This is a genomic window from Salmonella sp. 2020_1459 (assembly GCF_043847915.1).
GTDB classification, from domain to species: domain Bacteria; phylum Pseudomonadota; class Gammaproteobacteria; order Enterobacterales; family Enterobacteriaceae; genus Salmonella; species Salmonella enterica.
The window spans coordinates 39,738-63,859 of record NZ_JBCMFA010000009.1 but is presented as its reverse complement, the minus strand read 5'-3'; the positions used below and the strand labels follow the sequence as shown (position 1 = coordinate 63,859).

Sequence of the window (24,122 nt, the reverse complement as noted above, 5' to 3'; positions counted from 1 at the left end):
AACGTAGATTGCTAGCCGGTATACCAGAGAACTTATTCCCCTTCCCCCGGGAACAGGAACGGGTTGATGGTACTGCGGGCGAAGCCCTCCTGTTCCATGCGCGCGTCCAGCACCAGCGAGGCGAGGTCGTCGGCCACTGCTTCCACTTTCGGGTCTTTTTCCTGATAGAGAATCTTCAGGTAAGTCCCGCAATCGCCGCAGCTTTCGGCTTTCACCGCAGCCTGCTCATTTTCCAGCGACCAGTAGTGTAAGTCGCGGCTCTGTTCGCAGTTACTGCATTTTACGCGCACGACATGCCATTCGGTTTCGCACAGGTTACAGTGCAGATAACGCAGCCCCTGCGTGGTGCCGATCTGCACCATGCTGGAGACCGGCATCGAACCGCACACCGGGCAATACTGGCGCGCTTCACCGTATTCCGCGCGGGCTTTGCCTGGAATCAAGCTGGCCATTTGCGCCCAGTAAAGGGAGAGCGCGGCCCAGATAAACGGGGCTTTATCGCTGCTGACGGAGGCAAAATCCGAGGCAAACAGCGCGCTGGCCATCTGCTCCAGCTCCTGTTCTGAGGCTTTCTCCAGGTTCTCAATCACCGCCAGCGCGGGGCCGCTCATCTCGGGTTTTAGCTCGGCAATCAACGAATGCAGCAGTTTTTGCCAGTGCTTATCACGCGGCAACACGTGGATATCCAGCGGCGGCTTGCCCTGGTCGTTCGCTTCTTTAATACGTGCGGTCAGATCCATCTCCAGCGGATGGTCGTACAGCACCACTTCCTGCGCGTGCGCGATAAGCGCGGCAAAGCGCAGGTAATCGCCCAGCGGGTTATTTTCAGCCAGCTCGCGCAGACGTTCGGCGCGGCGGTTGTAGACGTTTTTGAGTCGGGGGAACAATAACGGCGGAATCATATCCGCCGTACGTTTCTCGCTCGACCCCAGCTCATCTTGCGGGATTATGCGAATACTCATTCAGTTTCTTTTTCCGTTGTCTTGCGGACTTCTCGGTACCAGCGTGGGTGATGCTTCTTCGCCCACGACCGGGTTACCCAGCCTTCCACCATCGCGGTAATGGTGCCTTTCACCCAAAGGGCGGCGTAGATATGCACCATGATAACCACAATTAACGCTACTGCGGCAAAAGAATGCAACATTAACGCGAATCGGATCACCGGGATTGAGAAAGCAGGCGCAAAGTACGGACGCCAGATAATTACCCCGCTCACTAGCAGCAGCACCAGGAAGATAATCGCCGCCCAGAATACGCATTTCTGACCGAAGTTATAACGCCCGGTGTCACCCACTTCCTCGTTGACGACGATCTTACGAATATTCTTCGCCCAAAAGATATCATCCCGATTGATTAGATTGTGGTGCCAATAACGGAAAAACATGATGATGAACGAGGCAAACATAACCACGCCCACAAACGGGTGCAGAATTCGCGCCAGTTGTGGGGTGCCCAGGATATGCATCAACCAGTTGAAGGATGGGAATAAAAAGCCCAGCCCGCTCACCGCCGCCAGCACGAAGCAGAAGGCGACGATCCAGTGGTTGATGCGTTCCGGCGCCGTATAGCGCACGATGGTGTCACGTCGTTTCATTTGCGCACCTCGTCTTTCTCTTCATGCAGGTTGTCATCTTCCTCTTCCGCGCGATTCGGACCGACGCCGACATAGTGGAAGACGCTGGCGGCAAAGGTCGCGGCAAAACCGAACGCGGCGAGCGGTTTCCAGACGCCTTTCCAGAACTTAACGGTTTCGCTGATTTCCGGGTTCTCCGGCAGACCGTGATACAGATTCGGCTTGTCGGCATGATGCAGCACGTACATGACATGCGTACCGCCTACGCCCGCCGGATCGTACAGACCCGCGTTGTCATAACCACGGGTTTTTAGTTCCGCCACCCGCTCGCCCGCCAGCGTTTTCATATCCTCTTTCGAGCCAAAATGAATGGCGCCGGTTGGACAGGTCTTCACGCAGGCCGGTTCCTGGCCGACCACCACACGGTCAACGCACAGCGTACATTTATAGACGCGGTTGTCTTCCGGGTTGAGGCGCGGCACGTTGAACGGGCAGCCAGCGATACAGTAGCCGCAGCCGATACACTGCTCGGACTGGAAGTCGACAATACCGTTAGCGTACTGAATGATCGCCCCTTCCGCCGGACAGGCCTTCAGGCAGCCGGGATCGGCGCAGTGCATACAGCCATCCTTACGGATCAGCCACTCCAGTTTGTCGTTCTGTTCCACTTCCGAGAAGCGCATCACCGTCCAGGATTTCGCGGTCAAATCAGCCGGGTTGTCATACACCCCGACGTTATTGCCCACTTCATCACGGATGTCGTTCCACTCGGAGCACGCCACCTGACACGCTTTACAGCCGATACAGGTGGTGACGTCGATGAGTTTCGCCACCTCTTCCTGGTGGTCCCGCGCCTGGGGCGCGGGGGTGAAACCGTTAGTGGCGGAACGACGAATGATGTCTTGCGATTGATAAGCCATAGGTCGTCTCCGTTACACCTTTTCCACGTTCACAAGGAAGGATTTAAACTCCGGCGTTTGCGTGTTCGCATCACCGACGAAAGGCGTTAACGTATTGGCTATAAAACCTTTTTTCGCCACGCCTTCGTAGCCCCAGTGAATAGGAATACCGATGGTATCGATATCCTTGCCGTCCGCTTTCAGCGTGCGAATACGCTTGGTCACCACCGCTTTGGCTTTGATATAGCCGCGGTTCGAGGAGACCTTCACGGTATCGCCATGCGCGATACCGAGCTTATTCGCCAGCTTCTCGCCAATTTCCACAAACTGTTCCGGCTGGGCGATAGCGTTAAGCAACGCGTGCTTGGTCCAGTAGTGGAAGTGCTCGGTCAGACGGTAAGTGGTTCCGACATACGGGAACTTATCCGCTTTACCCAGCGCGTCGGCATCGTCTTTAAAGATACGGGCGGCAGGGTTAGAGATAACGTTCGGGTGCAGCGGGTTAGTGCCCAGCGGCGTTTCAAACGGCTCGTAGTGTTCCGGGAACGGCCCTTCCGCCATCTTATCGATAGCAAACAGGCGGCCCATCCCTTCCGGCTGCATGATAAACGGTCCGACGTCGCTGCCGGGCGCGGCGGCGCTGTAGTCCGGAATATCCCATCCGGCCCATTTTCCGCCTTCCCATTTCAGTAGCTGACGTTTCGGGTCCCAGGGATTACCCTGCGGATCGGCGGAGGCGCGGTTATAGAGGATGCGGCGGTTAAGCGGCCATGCCCATGCCCAGCCCAGCGTGTTGCCGAGACCAGACGGGTCGGCGTTATCACGACGCGCCATCATGTTGCCTTCCGGCGTCCAGCTCCCGGCGAAAATCCAGCAGCCGCTGGACGTCGTACCGTCATCGCGCAGTTGCGCGAACGAACTGAGCTGTTGACCTTTCTTCACCACCACCGCGCCGGTTGCCGGGTCGATAAGATCGGCCAGCGCTTTACCGTTACTTTCCATCGCCACTTCTTCAGAGGCGGGTTCGTATGGTTTGGTGTAGTTCCAGGTCATATTCAGCACCTGTTCCGGGTTGGCGCCGCCCTGTTCAGAGTACATCTTACGCAGGCGTAAGAAGATACCGGCGAGGATTTCGCCGTCGGTCATGGCAATTCCCGGGGCGTCCGCGCCCTTCCAGTGCCACTGTAACCAGCGACCGGAGTTAACGATGGAACCATTTTCCTCGGCAAAACAGGTGGAAGGCAGACGGAACACTTCGGTCTGGATTTTTGCGGGATCAACGTCGTTCGACTCACCGTGGTTTTGCCAGAAGGTGGACGTTTCGGTGTTGAGCGGATCGATAGTCACCAGGTACTTCAGTTTGGAAAGCGACGCGACCACTTTGTTTTTGTTCGGGAATGAGGCCACCGGGTTAAAGCCCTGGCAGATATAGCCGTTGACCTTACCCTGTTTCATCATCTCGAAGTACTGCAACACGTCGTACCCTTTGTCCCACTTCGGTAGCCAGTCAAAGCCCCAGCTATTTTCCGCTGTCGCTTTATCACCAAAGAAGGCCTTCATCATTGAGACGAAGAATTTCGGATAGTTGCCCCAGTAGTTGACCTGATCCTTCAACAATGGCTTCGGCGTATTGGCAGCCAGATAGGTTTGCAGGTCGGTCTGTTTTTCGCTCGGCAGCGTCAGGTAGCCCGGCAGACTTTGCGACAGCAGTCCTAAGTCGGTCAGTCCCTGAATGTTGGAGTGACCGCGCAGGGCGTTAACGCCGCCGCCCGCCATCCCCATGTTACCGAGCAGAAGCTGGATCATTGCCATAGTACGGATGTTCTGCGCGCCGATGGAATGCTGCGTCCAGCCCAGCGCGTACAGGAACGACGCGGTTTTATCTTTTGCGCTGGTTTCTGCAATGTACTCGCACACTTTCAGGAAGTCCGCTTTCGGCGTACCGCAGATATTTTCTACCACGTCCGGCGTATAGCGTGAGACATGCTGTTTCAACAGATTCCAGACACAGCGCGGGTGTTGCAGTGTCGTATCGCGTTTGGCAAAACCGTTTTCGTCCAGCTCATAGTGCCAACTGGTTTTATCGTACTGCCGCTTGTCGGCGTCATAGCCGGTGAACAGACCATCATCGAAGCCAAAATCTTCACGCACGATCAGGCTGGCATTGGTATAGGCCTCGGTGTATTCACGGTTGTATTTTTCGTTGGTCAGCAGATACAGCATCACGCCTGACAAGAAGGCAATGTCAGTACCAGAGCGTATTGGCGCATAGAAATCGGCCACCGACGCGGTACGCGTAAAGCGCGGATCGATCACAATCAGCTTCGCGCCGTTGTGAATTTTGGCTTCCATCGCCCAGCGGAACCCGACCGGGTGAGCTTCTGCGGCGTTACCGCCCATCACCACGACGAGGTTGGCGTTCTTGATGTCGACCCAGTGGTTGGTCATCGCACCGCGACCAAATGTTGGAGCAAGACTTGCTACCGTTGGTCCGTGTCAGACACGCGCCTGGTTGTCGACCGCGAGCATACCCAGCGCGCGGGAGAATTTTTGCGTTAAATAACCCGTCTCGTTACTGGATGCGGAAGCGCACAGCATCCCGGTGGTGAGCCAGCGGTTAACGGTAACGCCTTCGGCGTTCTGCGCCTGATAGTTGGCGTCGCGATCTTCCTTCATCAGTTTAGCGATGCGGTCAAACGCTTCTTCCCAACTGATCTGTTGCCACTTATCTGAACCCGGCGCGCGGTATTGCGGGAATTTCAGGCGGCTTTCAGAGTGGATAAAGTCCACCAGACCGGCCCCTTTCGGGCACAGCGCGCCACGGCTTACCGGATGATCCGGGTCCCCTTCGATATGGAAAATAGATGCTTTGGCGTTTTTCGCACCGTCGCCGAGGCTGTACATCAACAGCCCGCAGCCAACGGAACAGTAGGTGCAGGTGTTACGGGTTTCGCGGGTGCGCAGCAGTTTATATTGCCGTGTTTCCGCTAGCGCTACGCCGGGCGCGAAGCCCAGTGCCGCCGCCGTGGTGCCTGCCATACCGCCAGCGCAGATCTTAAAGAACTGCCTTCTGCTGACCTGCATGGTTTGCTCCTTGTTTCGACATTGTCACTTCTCTTTCACATTTCTCTATCTGAAACGCTCAGGGAGTGGTTGTTATTTTTCTTTGCGGACGGGCCCGCAAAGGTTCAGAATTGGATAAATTTTCCTCCATCCGGGAGGAGTTGTAACAGAATACCATAATGTTGGTGTGTGTGTTCTTATATGGTTAAAAGAAAGTGAACAATATACTGTCTGAAGAAGTCCTAAATGTGACTGATTTCACAACCTCACGCCAGTTGACTCTCTGGAAACGCGAGGATTTGCAGTCCCCCCAACTTGATGATGTTGCCGAGGAAGTGCCAGTGGCACTGGTGTATAACGGTATTTCGCATGTCGTTATGATGGCCTCTCCGAAAGATCTGACGCATTTCGCAATGGGGTTTTCTCTGTCGGAAGGGATCATTGACAGCCCGCGTGAAATCTATGGCATGGACGTTGTGCCGTCCTGTAACGGACTTGAAGTGCAGATTGATCTTTCCAGCCGTCGATTTATGGGGCTGAAAGCGCGTCGTCGCGCGCTGGCCGGACGCACCGGTTGCGGCGTGTGTGGCGTGGAACAGCTCAATGACATTGGTAAGCCGGTGCAACCGCTGCCGTTTAGCCAAACGTTTAATCTCGGTAACCTTGATCGCGCGTTAAAACATCTGAATGATTTTCAACCGACGGGTAAGCTGACGGGTTGTACGCACGCTGCGGCATGGGTCATGCCGTCGGGTGAACTGGCGGGGGGGCATGAAGATGTCGGACGCCACGTTGCGCTGGATAAACTGCTCGGCCGCCGCGCTACGGAAGGTGAGGAATGGCGGCAAGGCGCGGCGCTGGTTTCCAGTCGCGCGAGTTACGAAATGGTGCAGAAGTCCGCGATGTGCGGCGTTGAAATTCTGTTTGCCGTCTCTGCCGCAACGACGCTGGCGGTCGAGGTGGCTGAACGCTGCAATCTGACGCTGGTGGGGTTCTGTAAGCCGGGTCGGGCGACGATTTATACCCATCCGCAGCGGTTAATCGCAGACTAAAATAGTACCCTCTACATTTGCGTAAAATATATATTTTCTCAATTTTACAGCCTCTCTTGATAACGGAATCACGTATAGTGGCGAGGCCATACAGGTTTTAATCGTTTTTATGCTGGACCGCAGCTTATTCCAGCCATTCACGAGGCGCTTGCTACCCGGTAATACTTCGAACGAAAAAAGCGCCCCTGGGGCGCTCTTTCGGCAGTCGCTAACGACTTATTTGCTCAGTTCAGCGGTCATATGCACGCGATTTGCAGCGTGAAAAGCTTAGAACTCACGCTCAAGATGATAGCCATTATAGGTATCGATGAGCTCGTTATAAGCTTTAACCACAGCCTCATAAGAACCATCTACCATATCGCCGCTGTCGCTATTGAGGTAGTCCTGCTCATGCGAGGTATACGCCACGTTATCGCGCACGCGCCGAATGCGTTTTTTCACCTTGCCCTGGAATTTTTCCAGCTCAGAAATAAAACCAGGGAAGCTACGATGTTTATCTATATCAACGTTGATCTTCTCGTTTAGCTTCTGAGTATGCTCTTCAAAATCAGCGAGCTGTTTGCTTACTGCCGCCACATCAAAAGAATCATCAGCTACAGCGTCATTAAGCGTCTCGGCTTCCTGCATCGTCAAAAGCGTATAGTACTTAATGGATTTACCTTCTTTCTTCTCGGTCGCCTTAATTTCATTAGCCGCATGCTGCTTACTCATAATGGTAATCTCGGCGATATATTTCTTCGCAATGGGATCAAACTCATCGAACTGTTTTATAAACGTTTTATGGAACGCTTTAGCGCCAGCAAAGGCATCATCCTTGAAGTTATCTTGATCATAGTATTTATTCATACTATTGATTGTTTCAGCTAGTGGCCCAGCCGCATTAATAAATGCCAGAGCAGCACTATCCAGAGAGGCAAACGCCGGCTTTAATTCAGCCGCCGCCTTGATGTCTTTCCGGCAGTCCTGGATAAATGCAGGATACACAGGAACCAGCGGAGAGGGATCGTCTTCCTTACCGGTAGGGCCGGCGCGGAAATCGTCGAATGTGTTAGCATAACGATTTACAGCACGGTAAATATCTGCCTGGAGATTATTATAACAATCAATGTAAACATTCAGCTTTTGGTTAAGAACATCGTTCGCATCTGCGCTTTCCGCTGATGTGGATTGTGTATTGCTCGCTGATGAATCCGCACTTTGAGCTACAGGTTGTTCGTCCGCTTTTTTTTCATCACAAGCGCTTAGCCCGGCAGTCATCAGCATAGCGATAATAATTGATGATAACAAATCCTTTTTCATTAGAATAACCTATAAATAATATCATTGAAATTTACAGATTCATTTTAATGAAAAAAAACAGGTATGTGATTTATTCAACACAAAAAATACTTAATCCATATTTCATTATAATTAACATTATCAATATCAATGTGTTCGTTAAAATAAGAGAACCCCCAACGTAAATATACAAAAGGCAATTAAATGAAAAGGAATTTATTATCCTCAGCGATAATCATTGCGCTAATGACCCTGGGCGCAACAGGATGTGATGACAATAATGTTAAAACCGAGGCGACGCCGGCCGCCAGCAGTCAGCCTGCGACGCCAGCGCCTTCTCAGACGCCGGAAACGCAATCTGGCGAAAGTCCAGCGCAGCCCCCAGCAGCGAAGCCAGAAACGCCAGCTCAGCCGGAGGTTGACGCTGAAGAAGTTTATAGTGAAAAAATGGATGTCTATATCGATTGTTTTAATAAACTTCAATTGCCCGTTCAGCGCAGTCTGGCGCGTTACGCGGATTGGGTGAAAGACTTTAAAAAAGGTCCGACAGGGAAAGAGAGCCTGGTTTATGGCATTTATGGTATTACGGAGTCTTACATAACGAATTGCCAGAAAGAGATGAAACAGGTGGCCGCCTTAACGCCATTACTTGAGCCTATTGATGGCGTTGCCGTTAGCTATATTGATAGCGCCGCCGCGCTGGGTAATACCATTAACGAAATGGAAAAATATTATACCCAGGAAAACTATAAAGATGATGCCTTTGCTAAAGGTAAGGCGCTGCATCAGACATTACTGAAGAATATCGAGGATTTTAAACCCGTCTCGGAAAAATATCATGAGGCTATTCAGGAAATAAATGACAGGCGGCAATTGACACAGTTGAAGAGAATAGAAGAAGCGGAAGGTAAAACATTTAACTATTATTCTCTGGCTGTCATGATTTCGGCAAAGCAGATCAACAAGGTTATTTCTGCCGATACCTTTGATGCCGAAGCGATGATGAAAAAAGTCGCGGAACTGGAAACAATGATTGCACAATTGAAAGAAGTGAATACTGATGGCCGTAATTCTTCTTTCATCAGCTCTGCGGCTGATTATCAGCTACAAGCTAAAAAATATATTCGTCGCATCAGAGACAATGTTGAGTATTCTGATTTTGAAAAGAAACGGGTGCAGGACCCTGCAACAGGATGGATGGTTGCGGATTCTTATCCGGCGTCGTTGAGAAGTTATAACGAGATGGTGGATGATTATAACCGCCTGCGTTGAGTGACGGCACATTAACTGAGCGCAGGCTGGCGCAAGTGCCTATAAAATTACGCTATAACGCCAATAAAAAGCGCCGATCAGGCGCTTTTTTCGTTTATGTATTCTTCATCAGGCAATATCCGTAAAAATAGCTGACGTAAACATTAACTAAAGAGAGCTATTAGAAAAACCAGTAATCTGAAGCTATCACAAGATGTTGAAGTTACTCTGATAGTGTAATTGAGGATCGGCATTTATATGGATAGAATTTATCCCCCTGATGCGAAAATTCTGAGCCACTTCAGCATAGGGCGGCCCAGCCTTCATCACTTATAGGGTGTCACGTCCAGCTATTCTGTAAGACGTTAATTAATACCCGCCATTCGTAATAACGCGGTCACCACTGCAGCGGCGATAATCACCACAATAAGCGGCATTTTACGCCAGGCTAAAAATACGGCGAAGCCAACCCCAAGAACGCGCGCCATTCCGGCAAAATGCTCGCCTTCGTAAAAGGTGGTCGCCAGCGCGACGGAGAATAGCAGCACCGTTGCCGCATCCGAGAGCAGCGCCTGTGAACGCTCAGACAGCGCCAGACGGCTGCCAAGTTTCGCGCCGCCGAGGCGCATCAAATAGGTTCCCGCAGATAAAAGAGCAATACCGATAATAAATAGCGTCATATTGCCCATTATTTTTTCCTCGCCAGTAGGCCAAGCAGCGAAAGCAACACCGGCAATCCGGCAGCCACAAAGGGAACGGCGGCAAGCGACAGCGCGGCGCCGCTGCAACCACGAATCAATGTGGTGCGGTTTTTAAACGCCGGGATCACCAGCGCCAGTAAGATTGCCGGGAATACGGCATCCAGACCGATGGTTTCTGGGGCCGGAAGCAGTTTGCCGACACCTGCGCCAATCAGTGTGCCAATCGGCCAGAATAGGGCGACGCCCAGACCGCATAGCCAGTAGGCGGCTTTACGTTGTTCGGGTGTTTTTTGCGACAGGCCGAACACCACGCTCTCATCATTCATAATATGGCAGCCGAAAAAGCTGGCGGCGCGGGTGCCAACCAAATCGCGCACCGTTACGCCAAACGGCACGTGGCGCGCATTCACCAGCAGTCCTGCCGCCGCCGCCGCTAACGGATTGCCGCCGCTGGCAACAATGCCGATAAACATAAATTCGGACGCGCCCGCCAGTACAAAAATAGAGAGGACAAACGGCACCCACAGTGGGAAACCGTAGGCCATCGCCAGTGAGCCATAGGACATGCCGACGACGCCCACGGCCAGGCACACTAAAAATATCGCTTTTATCGTGTCTCCCTTGAGACAGGAAAAATAGTGTTTCATCTTCTTTAGTCATATCGAACGAATTTTCATTATAATGAACGGAACAGATTTGCTTTACAAGACGAACATTTCGTTCGTTATAGTGAACGTTGGATGCTTTATGACACAACCTATTAGCGTCATTGCCAGAAGTCTGGTACGCGAACGCCAGCGAACCGGACTGTCGCTGGCGGAGATTGCGCGGCGCGCAGGCATCGCTAAATCTACGCTTTCACAACTGGAAGCAGGGAACGGCAACCCCAGCCTGGAGACGTTATGGTCGCTATGCGTCGCGCTCGACATTCCCTTTGCCAGACTGCTGGAGCCGCAGGTACAAAAAACGCAGGTGATTCGCCGCGGAGAAGGCACCAAAGTGGTGGCGGAGCAGGCGCATTATCAGGCGATATTACTGGCGGCGTGTCCGCCCGGCGCGCGGCGTGATATCTATCTGCTGTTGACGCAGCCGGGGGCCGACCGGATCTCTCATCCGCATCCGCCGGGGTCGGTGGAACATATTATTGTTACGCAGGGAAAAGCCCTCGTCGGCTTAACCGAGGCGCCGGAAGAGCTGGCGGAGGGCGATTACATTTGTTATCCCGGCGACCAGGCGCATATCTTTAAAGCGCTGGAACCGGATACTCAGGCTATCCTGGTAGCGGAGCAGAATTGAAATTGCCGGATGGCGGCGTAACCGCCTTATCCGGCCGACAAAAAATAAAACCGTAGGCCCGGTAAGCTTGCGCCACCGGGCACACGACTTACTGCAGATAGAACACCTCTTTTAGCTCTGCGCTGACCGGGCTGTTATCCGGATTCGCGGGCATCACGTCACGCATATGTTTCCACCAACGCTGGCAAACGTCGGTGCTGGCAACGGCGTTCCAGCGCTCCTCGGATTCAATCTCAACGGTGGCGAACAGCAGATTGCGCTCCTGATCGAGATAAATCGCGTAGTGATGCGCGCCGTGAGATTTTAATACGGCTTCCAGCTCCGGCCAGATTGGGTTATGACGACGCTGATACTCCTCGTGCGCGTCGGCATTTACCTGCATCACAAAGGCTTTGCGGATCATAACGCCTCCAGGTACAGCTCGCGAACTTCATCGCGGCTGGCGGTGCGCGGGTTACACGGCGCGCACGGGTCGGCGAGGGCTTTATCCAGCCAGCCTTCGATATCTTCTTTTGTGACGCCCAACGTGCTGAAACCTTCTGGAATGCCGACGCGTTTGCTCAGCGTACGGATAGCGTTAATCGCTTCCTGACTTGCGGCTTCGTCAGACATACCGCGCGTCTCTACGCCCATCGCCTGTGCGATGCGGGCAAAACGCGCGACGGCGTTCGGACGGTTAAAGTTCTCGACAATTGGCAGCAGGATAGCGTTGCAGACGCCGTGCGGCAGATTGTGGGTTGCGCCCGGCTGGTGCGCCAGCGCGTGAACCAGCCCCAAACCGGCGCTGTTGAACGCCATACCCGCCAGGTACTGGCCGAATGCCATTTGCTCACGGGCTTCGAGGTTATGGCCATCGTCAACCGCTTTCGGTAGCCACACATTGATTAAGCGAATCGCTTCCAGCGCGTTAGCGTCGGTGAGCGGATGCGCGCCAACGGAGACATAGGCTTCCACCGCATGGGTCAGGGCATCCATGCCGGTTGCGGCGGTCACAGAAGCGGGGATTTCCAGCATGACGCTGGCGTCATCCACGGCAATATCCGGGATGATATTCGGGTCGATGATCACCTCTTTGACCTTACGGGCAGAGTCGATAATCACCGCGTTGCTGGTCATCTCTGCCGCGGTACCTGCCGTAGTGTTAATCGCTACCAGCGGTACGCCGGCGTTTTTCACTTTGCCGACGCCGGAGTAGGCGGTAGATGGACCTGGGTTGGCGGTCAGAATTTTCACCGCTTTTGCGGTATCGATCGGGCTGCCGCCGCCGAAGGCGATAATGTAGTCACATTCTGCGGTCTGATACGCCGCAAAACCTTTCTGCACCAGCTCTTCTGTCGGATTTGGGAACACCTCATCAAACAGGTGGTAAGACATTTGATGTTCATCCAGTGCGCTAAACAGGCTATCCAGCAGGCCCAGCTTTACCAGTTGACCATCGGTAACGATCAGCGCTTTGCCCCATTGCTTATTCGCCACGAGGTTCACCATATCGGCAATCGCTCCAGCGCCATGCAGGCTAATTTTTGGCAGTGCCAACATAAAGCTCATCACTATTCTCCTTAAAAAAATTCCCTGTTGCCCGATGGCGCTACGCTTATCGGGCCTACGGTAAAATGCGCACCGGCCTGTAGGCCGGATAAGGCAAAGCCGCATCCGGCGTTGAGTTGGGAGGTATTAGTACAGCGCTACGGCGCTGGCCAGCGGTGTCACACCAAAACGTTTGCCGAGTGCGACCAGTTCTTCGCGCGTGATGGTCTGCTTCATACCGCCCATCGAATAGATTTTGACTAATACCTCAGCGGATTTCTCTGCGGTATCTATCAAACCGAAGGTTTCATCCAGCGTAGGTCCGCTTCCGAACACGCCGTGGAACGGCCACAGTACCAGCGAATGTTTCTGCATTTCTTGCGCGGTAGCCTGGCCGATTTCATCGGTGCCTGGCACCATCCACGGCAGAATGCCGACACCGTCTGGGAATACCACCAGACATTCGGTGCTGCCTTCCCACAGTTTGCGGGTGATCAGCGCAGTGTTGTTTTCCAGTACGTAGGTGAGGGCGATCAGGTTAGTCGCATGGCAATGCATAATGACGCGGTCTTTGCCGTGGGTGGCTTTGATGCGTTCGCAGTGGGAGAGGAAATGCGCCGGGAGTTCAGAGGTGGGGACCGCGTCGTGGGTTAAGCCCCACAGAATGTGGTAGCCTGCGCCGTCGCTGTCGATTTTGACCACGCCTAAATTGGCTGCCGGATCGAGCTGCACGTTGCGGAAGAATTTGCCGGAACCGGTAACGATAAACGGCGTATTCGCCAGCAGCGGCATGGGTTGACTTAGCGCGATATAGCGTGGTTTTTCGTGGAAATTAGCCGCAAAAGGCGCGATATCGGCTTCATCCAGACGCAGCGTCAGGTTACCGCCATTACGTTCGTCCCACCCTTTCAGCCACGCATCAGACGTGGCTTTAATCATGCCCTGGACAAACCAGGAATCGGTAATATTTTGCATGTTCGTGTTCCCATTTATTGCCCGAAGGTTATTCGGGTCTTACGTAGGCCGGATAAGCGCAGCGCCATCCGGCAATCGTGTTTCATTTATTGCCGGATGGCGACGCGGGCGTCTTATCCGGCCTACAGATCAGGTGTCGCTGTCAGCTACGTTTGCTCAGGATCTCTTTTTCATAGACGCGAACGCTGTCCAGCCACTGGCTGCCAGCCGGCGTGTCGTGACGCTGGCAATACATTTCCCAGACGGCCTGCCACGGCAGAGATTTTTGCTCTTCCAGCAGCGCCAGACGCGCGGTGTAATCGCCGCTGGCTTCAAGCTGACGCAGTTGATCTGTGGGTTCCAGCAGAGCGCGCAGCAGCGCTTTTTTCATGTTGCGGGTACCGATAACCCACGCGGCGACACGGTTGATAGAGGCGTCGAAGAAATCCAGACCGATATGCACACGGTCGAACAGGTTATGACGGACGATCTCGCTGGCAATTGCCTGGGTTTCATCGTCCAGGAGCACCACGTGGTCGCTATCCCAGCGTACCGGGCGGCTGACGTGCAGCAGCAGCCGTGGCACATAGAGCATGGTGGCGGAAATTTTGTCGGAAATCACTTCAGTGGGATGGAAGTGGCCCGCATCCAGGCACAGCGCGGTCTGACGGCTGGTGGCGTAGCCCATGTAGAACTCATTGGAGCCGACGGTGTAGCTTTCCGCGCCGATACCAAACAGTTTGCTCTCAACGGCGTCGATGTGGTGCGCCGGGTCGAATTTCTCGCTAATGACCTCATCCAGCGCTTCCAGCAGGCGCTGGCGCGGGGCTAAACGGTCGACGGTAATGTCTTTCATGCCGTCCGGGATCCAGATGTTCATCACCGACGGCGTACCGAGCTGCTCACCAAAGTATGCCGAGACGCGGCGGCTGGCCTTGCAGTGATCGATCCAGAACTGGCGAATTTTCGCGTCGGGATGAGAGAGGGTAAAACCGTCAGCGCTCAGTGGATGAGAAAAACAGGTGGGGTTGAAATCCAGCCCCAGCCGGTTCGCTTTCGCCCACTCCACCCAGTTTTTAAAATGCTCCGGTTTGATCTGGTCGCGGGCAACCGGCGTATCCGACTCAAGGTAAATGGCGTGCAGGTTCAGCCGTTTTGGTCCTGGGATCAGACGCAGCGCCTGTTCCAGATCGGCGCGCAGTTCGGTGGCGTTACGCGCTTTGCCCGGATAGTTGCCGGTCGACTGAATTCCGCCCGTCAACGAACCTTCCGGGTTCTCGAATCCGGCAACATCGTCGCCCTGCCAGCAGTGCATGGAAACCGGCAGGCGATCGAGCTGGCGCAGCGCCTCCTCGACATCAATACCTACTGCGGCGAAACGTTGTTTTGCCAGTTCCCAGGCTTGTTCCAGTTGAGTGGTCATGCGCAAAGCTCCTTTGTCTGTCGTTTGGGTTGAAACTGCGCAACGTGGCGGGCAATTTCACTATCAGGATTAGGGATATAGGTTGTCAGGTCGTAGTTAGCGCTGATGACCTGACGGAAGTCATCGACGTTGTTTAATTCGTCGAGGGTCATAAGCTGAATACCAATATTGCCAAGGGTGGAGGCTTCAACCGGCCCGGCCATCACGCGAATGCCACATGCATCGGCGCACAACTGGTTGAGTAGCGCGTTTTGGCATCCGCCGCCGACAATATGCAGTTGGGTAAATTTTTCGCCGCGCAGATTTGCCAGTTCGTGCAGAATGTCGGCATACAACAGCGCCAGACTGTCGAAAATGCAGCGCGCCAGTTCGGCATCGCTGACGGGAACGGGCTGGTCGGTCTCGCGACAGGCTGCCTGGATTTCAGCGCGCATATCGTCAGGATTGATAAAGCGATCGTCATTCGGGTTAATCAGGAAACGGCAGGCCGGCAGCGCTTCTGTTTGGGCAATAAGCGCAGGCAGATCGGTAATGCGCCGTTCTTTCAGCACACGCTGGAGCAGCCACAAACCCATAATGTTTTTCAGTACCCGATAACGCCCTTCTGCGCCGCCTTCGTTGGTGATATTGGCAGCCAGCGCCTCGTCAGTGGTGTAGGGCATTTTGCTTTCAAAACCCATCAACGACCAGGTGCCTGAAGACAGGTAAGCGCTATGTTTATTTGCCAGCGGAGAGGCAATAACGGCGCTGGCGGTATCGTGGCTGGCGACGGCTACCACCGGAATACGGTTGCCCTGCGGGCAAATCCAGTCGCCGATAACATTGCCAGGGTGCGAGGGGCGGCCGAACCAGCTCTTTTTCGCGCCAGTCCACGCCAGCAGGGTATCGTCCCAGTCATCGGTATTGATATTGACCAACTGGGTGGTCGTGGCGTTGGTGTATTCCCAGTTCATTTCACCGGTCAGGCGGTAGCTGAAATAATCGGGCATCAGCAGCGCATGAGCGACCTGCGCCGTTAACTCAGGCTGTTGTTTCGTCAGCGCGCGTAGCTGATAGATGGTGTTAAACGGCAGAAACTGAATCCCGCTGCGGCGATAGATTTCGCTTTTGCCGATCTGGACCAGCGCTTGCGGCATGATGCCCGTGGTACGGTTATCGCGGTAGGAGACCGGCAGACCGACACGCTGACCTTGTTTATCCAGCAGGACATAATCGACGCCCCAGGTGTCGATGCCGATGCTGTCGATAAGAATGCCTTCATTGCAGACTTTCTTCAGACCAAGACGGATATCCTTTTCCAGACTGTCGATGTCCCAGGTGTCAAACCCGTCTGTTTTTTGTAGGCAGTTCACAAAACGGTGAATTTCACGTAGCGTCAGGGTACGGTGTTTGCTGTCGTAACGCGCCAGCATCACGCGCCCGCTGGATGCGCCGAGATCAACCGCGACACAATGGCGAAAAGTCATAATCAGGTCCTTCTTAGAGTCATTGCGCACAGTCTAAAAAAGCCCTCAAAGACCTACCTTCTCGTTACTGACAGGAAAATGAGCCGCTGGCAACAAGGCAAAGATGAACGTGATAGCGTTCACAGTTTCTACTAATAGGCCGGTGTGATGTCGTCCGCATTTCCCGCTTTTTCCCGCCTTTTCTTGAAAAAAAGACCATGTTTGCGCGCTTTAGCGTCAAAAATTTAAGGTGAGGCCGATAACCCTTAATTACTATTCGGACATGTTGAATTCAGGAGGAAGCAACCATGACCGTACTGCATAGCGTGGATTTTTTTCCATCAGGTAAAGCGCCCGTGGCGATTGAACCTCGTCTGCCGCAAGCCGCTTTCCCTGAACATCATCATGATTTTCATGAAATCGTGATTGTGGAACACGGTACGGGCATTCATGTATTCAACGGGCAGCCGTATACCATCAGCGGCGGTACCGTGTGTTTTGTTCGCGATCACGACCGGCATTTATATGAACATACCGACAACCTATGCCTGACGAATGTACTGTGGCGTTCACCGGACGCCTTCCAGTTCCTGGCGGGGTTGGATCAATTGCTGCCGCAGGAGCAGGATGGTTACTATCCTTCTCACTGGCGGGTGAATCAGAGTGTGTTGCAGCAGGTGCGCCAGTTGGTCGGTCTGATGGAGCGCGCCGGAGACGGCATGGATGCGCCTGCCGTGGCGAATCGCGAAATTTTGTTTATGCAACTACTGGTGTTGTTACGCCGCAGTAGCCTGATGGAAGGCGCGACCAATAACGACGCCAAACTCAACCAACTGATGGCATGGCTGGAAGACCATTTTGCGGAGGAGGTCTGCTGGGAGGCGGTAGCTGAACAGTTTTCGCTGTCGCTACGCACGCTGCATCGTCAGCTTAAACAGCATACCGGGCTGACGCCGCAACGTTACCTTAATCGCCTGCGTTTGATCAAAGCCCGGCATTTATTGCGCCATAGCGATCATAGCGTGACAGAAATCGCGTACCGCTGCGGTTTTGGCGACAGTAACCACTTTTCGACTCTGTTTCGCCGAGAATTTAACTGGTCGCCGCGGGATATCCGTCAGGGACGCGATGCGATAATCCAGTAACGCGAACGCTATCAACGTTTTCGTCGCCAATATGCTGATAATTATACCCTTTAATACCGGATGGCGGCTGCGCCTTACCTGGCCTACGGCGGCGAGCGGTAGACAGAATAAGCGTAGCGCCATCCGGCAAGCATTCAACATGAGGTGCTGCGGTGGCAAATCAGTTAATCCTTTTGAAAAAAGATTTTTTTACTGATGAGCAGCAGGCCGTTACGGTTGCCGATCGCTATCCACAGGATGTTTTTGCGGAACATACGCATGAGTTTTGTGAACTGGTGATGGTCTGGCGGGGCAATGGCCTACACGTTCTTAATGAGCGCCCATACAGAATTACCCGCGGCGATCTGTTTTACATTCGTGCTGAAGACAAACACTCCTATACCTCCGTTAACGATCTGGTGCTGCAAAATATCATTTACTGCCCGGAGCGTTTGAAACTCAATGTAAACTGGCAGGCGATGATTCCCGGCTTTCAGGGAGCGCAGTGGCATCCTCACTGGCGGCTGGGCAGTATGGGAATGAATCAGGCGCGGCAGGTCATTAACCAGCTTGAACATGAGAGTAATGGACGCGATCCGCTGGCGAATGAGATGGCAGAATTGCTGTTTGGTCAACTGGTGATGACGTTAAAACGGCATCGCTACGCGACCGACGATCTTCCGGCAACCTCCCGAGAAACCCTGTTGGATAAATTAATTACCGCTTTGGCTAATAGCCTTGAGTGTCCCTTTGCGCTGGATGCGTTTTGCCAGCAGGAACAATGCAGCGAACGGGTGCTGCGGCAGCAGTTTCGCGCCCAAACCGGGATGACGATTAATCAATATTTACGCCAGGTCCGTATTTGCCACGCGCAGTATCTGCTTCAGCATAGCCCGCTGATGATTAGTGAGATTTCGATGCAGTGCGGTTTTGAAGATAGTAATTATTTTTCAGTGGTGTTCACGCGGGAAACCGGGATGACGCCGAGCCAATGGCGTCATCTCAGTAATCAAAGCGATTAACTGGTCATGCCTAAACCGACAATATTCGCCGCGATAATAATTACCACGCAGCCGAGGCTTAATACGGCAACGGGACGGCGGCCAGCATTTTTCCACTCTTTTAGCACCAGACCGACAAGCCCCCCGCACAGCACATAGAAGCTCATGTGCAGCATCCAGCTCATGTAGTCATATTGCGCGGGAATGCGCGCGTGACCCCAGGCATAGAAAAAGAACTGTAAATACCACATCAGACCGCCAAGCGCGGACAACAGAATATTGCTGATAATCAACGGTCTTGCCAGCGAGAAGTCGGCTTTTATCGACAGATTTTGTACTTTTGCCAGGCGGATAAAACAGAAACCGAGGTTAACCAGCGCGCCGCCGCCCATAATCACCACGTAACTCGGCAGCGCGACATAGAGCGGGTCAACGCCAAGCGCGGCAGCAGCTTCATGCATCGGTTTCGCGGCGTTCATGGCAAAAGACATCCCCGCCGAGAAAATACCGCACATCACTGCCAGCAGAAGCCCTTTCTTCAGATTGAACTCCTCCGCTTTAATGCCCATTTTGCGTTCTTTTAACTGTCCGGCGCGCGTCACAATCCCGACGCCGATCAGCGCGACAAAAACGCCAAGTAGCGTCATGCGTCCCCCTTCGGTATGGATTAACACATCGAAGTTACCGTTGATGATAGGCGTCATCAGCGTGCCGACGATAAGCGTAATGCCGATAGCGATGCCGATACCCATCGACATGCCGAGATAACGCATGGTCAGGCCGTAGTTAATATTGCCGATGCCCCACATGGCGCCGAACAGAAAAACCGGTAAAAGGGTGGAGAGGTTAAACTGCCCATAATAGGCCCAGAAATCAGGCAGTAACAGAGCGCTAATTGTCCACGGCAGAATAAGCCATGAGACGATGCCGCCCACTGACCACATGGTTTCCCATGACCACTGTTTCACTTGCTTGAACGGGGCATAGAAGCAGGCTGCACTGGCCGCCCCTATCAGATGCCAGAAAATACCCATCGTAATCGCGTTACTCATGACATGTTCCTCATTATTTTTTATGGACGGGATACCCCTTCCGTTTGCATGAGTTTAAAAATTACGCAGCCTGGTAACCTTATAACGATTGCCGCCGTTGGGTGTATTCTGGCAATCAGCACGTTAATGAAGTGATTAACTTCACGTTTTAAAAAAGTCGGAGCGCATCGTGACCGTCTGGATGTTATTTAAATCAGTGGGTAATATTTGTTTTCTAAAATACCTTCATCATAACGACACGAAACGACTTAGCTGGCAGCAATGCAAAGAAAACGCTGCGTGAGATCACATAATGGGAATAGTCTGACTTACCGTTTGATAAAAGGATAGTTATACAGTAATTATTTAGTTGTTTTATTTGTATTTACAATTTAAATATATTGAAATTAACGTTAGGAATCAATGAAATATAAATATAAGGAAATCCCTATATTGGCGTTGTTGATGGAGTTTTGATTTTTATTTTATATGACGAATATGAATTTCATTTATTTTATTTTGCTTTTTGAACATTATCCCAATTTTAAATTAAAGATCTTTGTCTATATTGTCGCCATTCACATTGCGTATTATGGTTGTAATGGTCTGACATGAAACAACGTTTTAATTTTAAATTAAATGGATTCTGTTATGAGAAAATCTCTTTTCTTACTATTACCTCTTGTTGTAACAAATGCGCATGCAGTATATGTCGATGTTCGTCATGAATATCTTGATGACAGTAAAGCTAACTATGACCGTGCGTATATTTCTCATCGGTTTGCGAATGGTGTTGGTTTTGCGATAGAAGCTATCTCAAAATCAGGCGGGGATGACACCAATAAAGCGTTTAATGACCTGGAAACACAGGGCAACGAATATACGATAAGCTACCAATTTAAAACCGGTGATGTCGCCTGGCAACCGGGTTTCGTGCTGGAAACAGGCAACGGTTACTCTACCTATAAGCCTTACTTCCGCGCGACGTGGACATTAAATGAAAGCTGGTGGGTTGGTGCGCGCTATCGTTTTGAATATGTACGCCGTTCTTCTGATATCCGTGATGATGATACCATCAATCGTATGGATGTCTGGGCGGGTTATAAATGGAAAAACTTTGACTGGACAATCGAAGGAATTTATAAGAAAGCTGATAAATATGATCTTTACGATGGTGGCAAAGATAACTATGAATATAACTTCAGAACTGCCTATATTATTGATCAATGGTCGCCATTCGTTGAGGTAGGTAATGTTTCCGTCAATAGCAACAGCGATGAAAGACAAACCCGTTTCCGCGTGGGTATAGGCTACACATTCTAATCATTATCCCTGTTTATTATTTATTCCCTTTTCCGGCTACTTTATAGGTAGCCGGTTTTTTTTACCTGGTGATGACCTGCGGATAATTATTATCGTGCGTTGGCCGGATAAGACGCGAATCGCCATCCGGCAACGAGATGTGCAGGAAACTATGCGCTTACATGATGCCCAGTAGACGGGGTAAGAACAGTGTGATTTCCGGAATGTAGGTAATTAATAACAGAACGCCGATAATCGCGCCGTAAAAAGGCAGCAACGGTTTAATCACTTCCTCAACTTTGACCTTACCGACGCTCGCCCCGACATATAAACCACTGCCAACTGGCGGCGTAATGGTGCCAATCGCCAGGTTATAGATCATGATAATGCCGAAATGCACCGGATCGACGCCCAGTTTAGCCATGATCGGCAGCAGAATCGGGGTAAAAATCAGAATGGCCGGACCGATATCCATAAATGCGCCGATAATCAACAAAAAGACGGTAATGACTAACAGGATAACCAGTTTATTGGCGGAAATACCGAGGATCATATCGCTCAGCGCCGCAGGAATATTGGTGATCGACATTGAGAAGGACATCGCCGAAGAGGTTGCCAGCAGGAACATGATGACCCCGGTCATTACCACTGTCTGGAGCAAAATCGAAGGCAAATCCTTAATTTTCAGCGTGCGGTAAAACACCATCGTCAGCAATAACGTATACACCACGGCAATCGCGGAGGCTTCAATGGCGGTGAAAATCCCCTGCACAATGCCGCCGACGATAATCACGATCAGCAGCAGGCTGGGAATGGCCTCAACGGCAACTTTTAGCGCCATGCCTTTTTGGACGGTGAAGAAAACCCGATAATTTCGACGCTTAGCGACCACCAGCGTGACCAGCATACAGCCAACGCCCCACAGCACACCCGCAACCAGACCGCCGGCGAACAGAGCGGCAATCGATGTTCCCCCGCTTGCCAGCGCATAAAGGATAAAAGCCGTGGTGGGCGGAATTAACATTCCCGTCGGCGCGGAGGCGATATTCACCGCGGCCGCAAAACCGCGATCGTAACCTTCGCGCGCGCTCATCGGCACCATCACGCCGCCGATAGAGGTTGAGGCGGCAATCGCCGATCCGGAAATAGCACCAAACATCATATTGCCGACGATGTTGGTATAAGAGAGCGAGCCGGGCAGTTTGCCAGTAAACAGTTTGGCAAAATTGACCAGCCGGGCGGCTATTCCCCCGCTATTCATGATCACCCCGGACAAAACGAAGAACGGCACGGCCAGCAAGGCAAAACTGTCCAGGCTGGAGAACATTTTTTGCGCGGTGGCGAACATCGAAATATCGAAAGGCAGTACCAGCATCATGGTGCTGAAAGAGGCGATAACGATGCAGATCCCGATAGGCGCGCCCATGGCCAGTAAAACAACAAAGACGGCAATTAGCGTACAGGACGCAAAAATAGGGTCAATCATGTGATTTCTCCAGAGTGTGCTCAGTGGTATCCGTGGCGGAATGGATAGCTTTCAGGGCGTCAACGATATTCAGCAGCCCATAGAGGATGATCAGTACGCCCGCGCAGGGGAGTGCGTAATAAATTTTCCCCATCGGAATGCCCAGCGCAGGGGAGATTTGCAGCATAGAAATCGCAGAAATCTTTAAGCCGCCGATAATCAATACCCAAATGGAAAATGCGATAAAAATGACCTGCAGAATAATATCCCACCAGCCGCGAATCGTCGGCGATACCTTATCCAGTAAGAGAGTCAGGCTGATATGCTGTTTCTGACCGGCGACAAAAGCCATGCCCAGCATTGATACCCACACCAGGAGAAATCGCAGCATCTCTTCGGTAAGGGTGCTGGGAACGCCCAGAATGTAGCGGCTCGCCACCTGCCAGCAGGCGATGCCAACCATTATCGCCAGCACCAGGCAACAGATAGCGCCCAGCAATAAATCAAGTCCTTTTCTGAATGTGTTCATCTTAATTTCCTGATTAGATTAATTTTTTGCTGTCTGGATACGTTGATACAGCCCGTAAAGCCGCGGTTTGTTTTTCAGGCCGTCGTAAATAGGCTGTACTGCCTTCTGGAAGGGTTTTTTGTCGATCTCGTAGAATTCAACGTTGAAATCTTTTACCGCCGCCAGCCTGGTTTTCTCTATTTCCTTGTCCCATGCGGCTTTCTCAAATTCGATCGACGCCTTGATGGCGGCTTCGACGATGCGCTGCTGTTCCGGCGTCAGCTTTTCCAGCGTGAGGGTACTCATTAGCAGGATATCGGGAATGCGGGTGTGCATATCGTAGGTGTAATAACGGGCGACTTCGCCGTGGCGGGCGATGGTGAGAGCGAACTCATTGTTTTCCGCGCCGTCGAGAATGCCTTGTTGTAACGAGGTATAGACCTCCGCCTGGCTCATGGCGATGGGCGAAGCGCCCAGCAGTTTGAGAGTTTGGATCGCCGTCTCACTCTGCATGACGCGGATCTTCTTCCCGCGTAAATCCTCAATGCGTTTAACCGGCGCTTTGCTCATATAAAAATTACGCGCGCCGGAATCATACCAGCCTACGCCGACAAACCCCTGCGCGGCGGTGGACTGATAAACAGGCTCCATCACCTGTGGGTTATCCATTACGCGGTAGTATTCATCGACGGTGGCAAACAGGTAGGGAAGTGAGAACACGCCGTACTCAGGCGAAAAACTCTCCATCAGCCCGGACGACACTTTAGTGATGTCGACGACGCCGACCTGCGTCAACTCCACCAGTTCGCGCTCGCCGCCAAGCTGTCCGTCCGGGAAGTACTGTACTTTGATATCGCCGCCCGTTTTCTCTTCAACTTGCTGCCCCAGGAAGTGCAACGCATCTTTTACCGGCTGGCTATTTTCAGCGTAGGCCAGGCGCAAAATGGTTTCGCCGTGGGAGAAGAAAGAGAGTGTGGAGAGTAAGGCCAACGTAGCCAGACGTATAAAACCAGGTTGCTTCATAATTCCCTCGCAATTGTAATAATTTACCGGGAATGTAATTGCATGGTGAAATTATAACCTTCTTGATTTTGCCACCGCTGACAAAATTTGGCACCAAAAGAAAGATTTTGAAACCCTGTTTCACATTTCATGATTTCCAGGAATTCATCAACAGGCGGTTTCGGTTGGAGGCGTAAAAAACGATTTTTTTCAGCGGATGCCGTAAC

At 52.3% G+C, this 24,122-nt stretch carries 22 protein-coding genes; 6 read left to right on the top strand and 16 right to left on the bottom strand.

What is annotated here, in order from left to right; translation table 11 throughout:
- Nucleotides 1-32: 32 nt before the first annotated feature.
- Genes fdhE through fdnG form a run of 4 tightly spaced genes read right to left on the bottom strand, consistent with a single transcriptional unit; the run spans nt 33 to nt 5,556 of the window.
- Nucleotides 33-962: a formate dehydrogenase accessory protein FdhE gene (gene fdhE, locus ACH0VJ_RS20885; RefSeq protein ID WP_000027732.1), complete on the bottom strand. Its 930-nt coding sequence runs from the start codon at nt 960-962 to the stop codon at nt 33-35.
- Nucleotides 959-1,594, bottom strand: coding sequence for a formate dehydrogenase cytochrome b556 subunit (gene fdoI / locus ACH0VJ_RS20880; RefSeq protein WP_000829025.1), 636 nt, complete (start codon nt 1,592-1,594; stop codon nt 959-961). The genes fdhE and fdoI overlap by 4 nt, the downstream gene beginning before the upstream one ends.
- Nucleotides 1,591-2,493: a formate dehydrogenase subunit beta gene (gene fdxH, locus ACH0VJ_RS20875; RefSeq protein ID WP_000331364.1), complete on the bottom strand. Its 903-nt coding sequence runs from the start codon at nt 2,491-2,493 to the stop codon at nt 1,591-1,593. Before fdxH ends, fdoI begins: the two co-directional genes overlap by 4 nt.
- A 12-nt stretch (nt 2,494-2,505) precedes the next feature.
- A complete protein-coding gene (fdnG, locus tag ACH0VJ_RS20870; RefSeq protein WP_077248424.1) occupies nt 2,506-5,556 on the bottom strand; it encodes a formate dehydrogenase-N subunit alpha in 3,051 nt (1,016 codons plus the stop codon).
- Nucleotides 5,557-5,750: 194 nt separating this feature from the next.
- On the opposite strand from fdnG, the gene fdhD reads away from it, so the two are divergent.
- A complete protein-coding gene (gene fdhD, locus ACH0VJ_RS20865) occupies nt 5,751-6,587 on the top strand; it encodes a formate dehydrogenase accessory sulfurtransferase FdhD (RefSeq protein WP_001059744.1) in 837 nt (278 codons plus the stop codon).
- 267 nt (nt 6,588-6,854) lie between these two features.
- Here fdhD and ACH0VJ_RS20860 read toward each other — a convergent pair whose 3' ends face one another.
- A complete protein-coding gene (locus tag ACH0VJ_RS20860; protein WP_001536211.1) occupies nt 6,855-7,886 on the bottom strand; it encodes a YiiG family protein in 1,032 nt (343 codons plus the stop codon).
- Nucleotides 7,887-8,069: 183 nt separating this feature from the next.
- Between ACH0VJ_RS20860 and ACH0VJ_RS20855 the strand changes: the two genes are divergently transcribed.
- The gene (locus ACH0VJ_RS20855) at nt 8,070-9,137 is read left to right on the top strand and encodes a YiiG family protein (RefSeq protein ID WP_000828051.1); all 1,068 of its coding nucleotides are present in this window, start codon (nt 8,070-8,072) and stop codon (nt 9,135-9,137) included.
- Nucleotides 9,138-9,481: 344 nt separating this feature from the next.
- Here ACH0VJ_RS20855 and ACH0VJ_RS20850 read toward each other — a convergent pair whose 3' ends face one another.
- On the bottom strand, nt 9,482-9,805 hold the full coding sequence (locus ACH0VJ_RS20850; RefSeq protein WP_000527677.1) for an AzlD domain-containing protein: 324 nt from the start codon (nt 9,803-9,805) through the stop codon (nt 9,482-9,484).
- On the bottom strand, nt 9,805-10,464 hold the full coding sequence (locus tag ACH0VJ_RS20845) for an AzlC family ABC transporter permease (protein ID WP_000683586.1): 660 nt from the start codon (nt 10,462-10,464) through the stop codon (nt 9,805-9,807). Before ACH0VJ_RS20845 ends, ACH0VJ_RS20850 begins: the two co-directional genes overlap by 1 nt.
- Before the next feature lie 100 nt (nt 10,465-10,564).
- On the opposite strand from ACH0VJ_RS20845, the gene ACH0VJ_RS20840 reads away from it, so the two are divergent.
- Nucleotides 10,565-11,113 (top strand): helix-turn-helix domain-containing protein, encoded by a 549-nt coding sequence (locus ACH0VJ_RS20840; RefSeq protein ID WP_001517951.1) that lies wholly within the window; start codon nt 10,565-10,567, stop codon nt 11,111-11,113.
- Nucleotides 11,114-11,201: 88 nt separating this feature from the next.
- Here the strand turns inward: ACH0VJ_RS20840 and rhaM are convergent, their stop codons facing one another.
- From rhaM to rhaB, 5 genes are all read right to left on the bottom strand, one after another.
- A complete protein-coding gene (rhaM, locus tag ACH0VJ_RS20835; protein ID WP_000619478.1) occupies nt 11,202-11,516 on the bottom strand; it encodes an L-rhamnose mutarotase in 315 nt (104 codons plus the stop codon).
- On the bottom strand, nt 11,513-12,661 hold the full coding sequence (gene fucO, locus ACH0VJ_RS20830) for a lactaldehyde reductase (protein WP_000009260.1): 1,149 nt from the start codon (nt 12,659-12,661) through the stop codon (nt 11,513-11,515). Before fucO ends, rhaM begins: the two co-directional genes overlap by 4 nt.
- A gap of 126 nt (nt 12,662-12,787) precedes the next feature.
- Nucleotides 12,788-13,615, bottom strand: coding sequence for a rhamnulose-1-phosphate aldolase (rhaD, locus tag ACH0VJ_RS20825; RefSeq protein WP_001179685.1), 828 nt, complete (start codon nt 13,613-13,615; stop codon nt 12,788-12,790).
- Nucleotides 13,616-13,757: 142 nt separating this feature from the next.
- Nucleotides 13,758-15,017, bottom strand: coding sequence for an L-rhamnose isomerase (gene rhaA, locus ACH0VJ_RS20820; protein ID WP_000211479.1), 1,260 nt, complete (start codon nt 15,015-15,017; stop codon nt 13,758-13,760).
- Complete coding sequence (gene rhaB / locus ACH0VJ_RS20815; protein ID WP_000143964.1) at nt 15,014-16,483, bottom strand: rhamnulokinase; 1,470 nt, start codon at nt 16,481-16,483, stop codon at nt 15,014-15,016. Before rhaB ends, rhaA begins: the two co-directional genes overlap by 4 nt.
- 287 nt (nt 16,484-16,770) lie before the next feature.
- On the opposite strand from rhaB, the gene rhaS reads away from it, so the two are divergent.
- Together rhaS and rhaR are read left to right on the top strand one after the other, a co-directional pair.
- Nucleotides 16,771-17,607: an HTH-type transcriptional activator RhaS gene (gene rhaS / locus ACH0VJ_RS20810; RefSeq protein ID WP_000217112.1), complete on the top strand. Its 837-nt coding sequence runs from the start codon at nt 16,771-16,773 to the stop codon at nt 17,605-17,607.
- Nucleotides 17,608-17,759: 152 nt separating this feature from the next.
- The gene (gene rhaR, locus ACH0VJ_RS20805; protein WP_000013290.1) at nt 17,760-18,608 is read left to right on the top strand and encodes an HTH-type transcriptional activator RhaR; all 849 of its coding nucleotides are present in this window, start codon (nt 17,760-17,762) and stop codon (nt 18,606-18,608) included.
- Here rhaR and rhaT read toward each other — a convergent pair.
- Complete coding sequence (gene rhaT, locus ACH0VJ_RS20800; protein ID WP_079833556.1) at nt 18,605-19,639, bottom strand: L-rhamnose/proton symporter RhaT; 1,035 nt, start codon at nt 19,637-19,639, stop codon at nt 18,605-18,607. The two genes, rhaR and rhaT, sit on opposite strands and share 4 nt — an antisense overlap.
- Nucleotides 19,640-20,257: 618 nt before the next feature.
- Here rhaT and ACH0VJ_RS20795 point away from each other — a divergent pair.
- A complete protein-coding gene (locus ACH0VJ_RS20795) occupies nt 20,258-20,941 on the top strand; it encodes an oligogalacturonate-specific porin KdgM family protein (RefSeq protein WP_000378719.1) in 684 nt (227 codons plus the stop codon).
- 157 nt (nt 20,942-21,098) lie between these two features.
- Here ACH0VJ_RS20795 and ACH0VJ_RS20790 read toward each other — a convergent pair whose 3' ends face one another.
- The 3 genes from ACH0VJ_RS20790 to ACH0VJ_RS20780 are packed head-to-tail and all read right to left on the bottom strand — an operon-like array spanning nt 21,099 to nt 23,916.
- Nucleotides 21,099-22,406, bottom strand: coding sequence for a TRAP transporter large permease (locus ACH0VJ_RS20790; RefSeq protein ID WP_000566800.1), 1,308 nt, complete (start codon nt 22,404-22,406; stop codon nt 21,099-21,101).
- Complete coding sequence (locus ACH0VJ_RS20785) at nt 22,399-22,914, bottom strand: TRAP transporter small permease (protein WP_001091408.1); 516 nt, start codon at nt 22,912-22,914, stop codon at nt 22,399-22,401. The genes ACH0VJ_RS20790 and ACH0VJ_RS20785 overlap by 8 nt, the downstream gene beginning before the upstream one ends.
- Before the next feature lie 18 nt (nt 22,915-22,932).
- On the bottom strand, nt 22,933-23,916 hold the full coding sequence (locus ACH0VJ_RS20780; protein WP_000812816.1) for a TRAP transporter substrate-binding protein: 984 nt from the start codon (nt 23,914-23,916) through the stop codon (nt 22,933-22,935).
- Between the last annotated feature and the right edge of the window lie 206 nt (nt 23,917-24,122).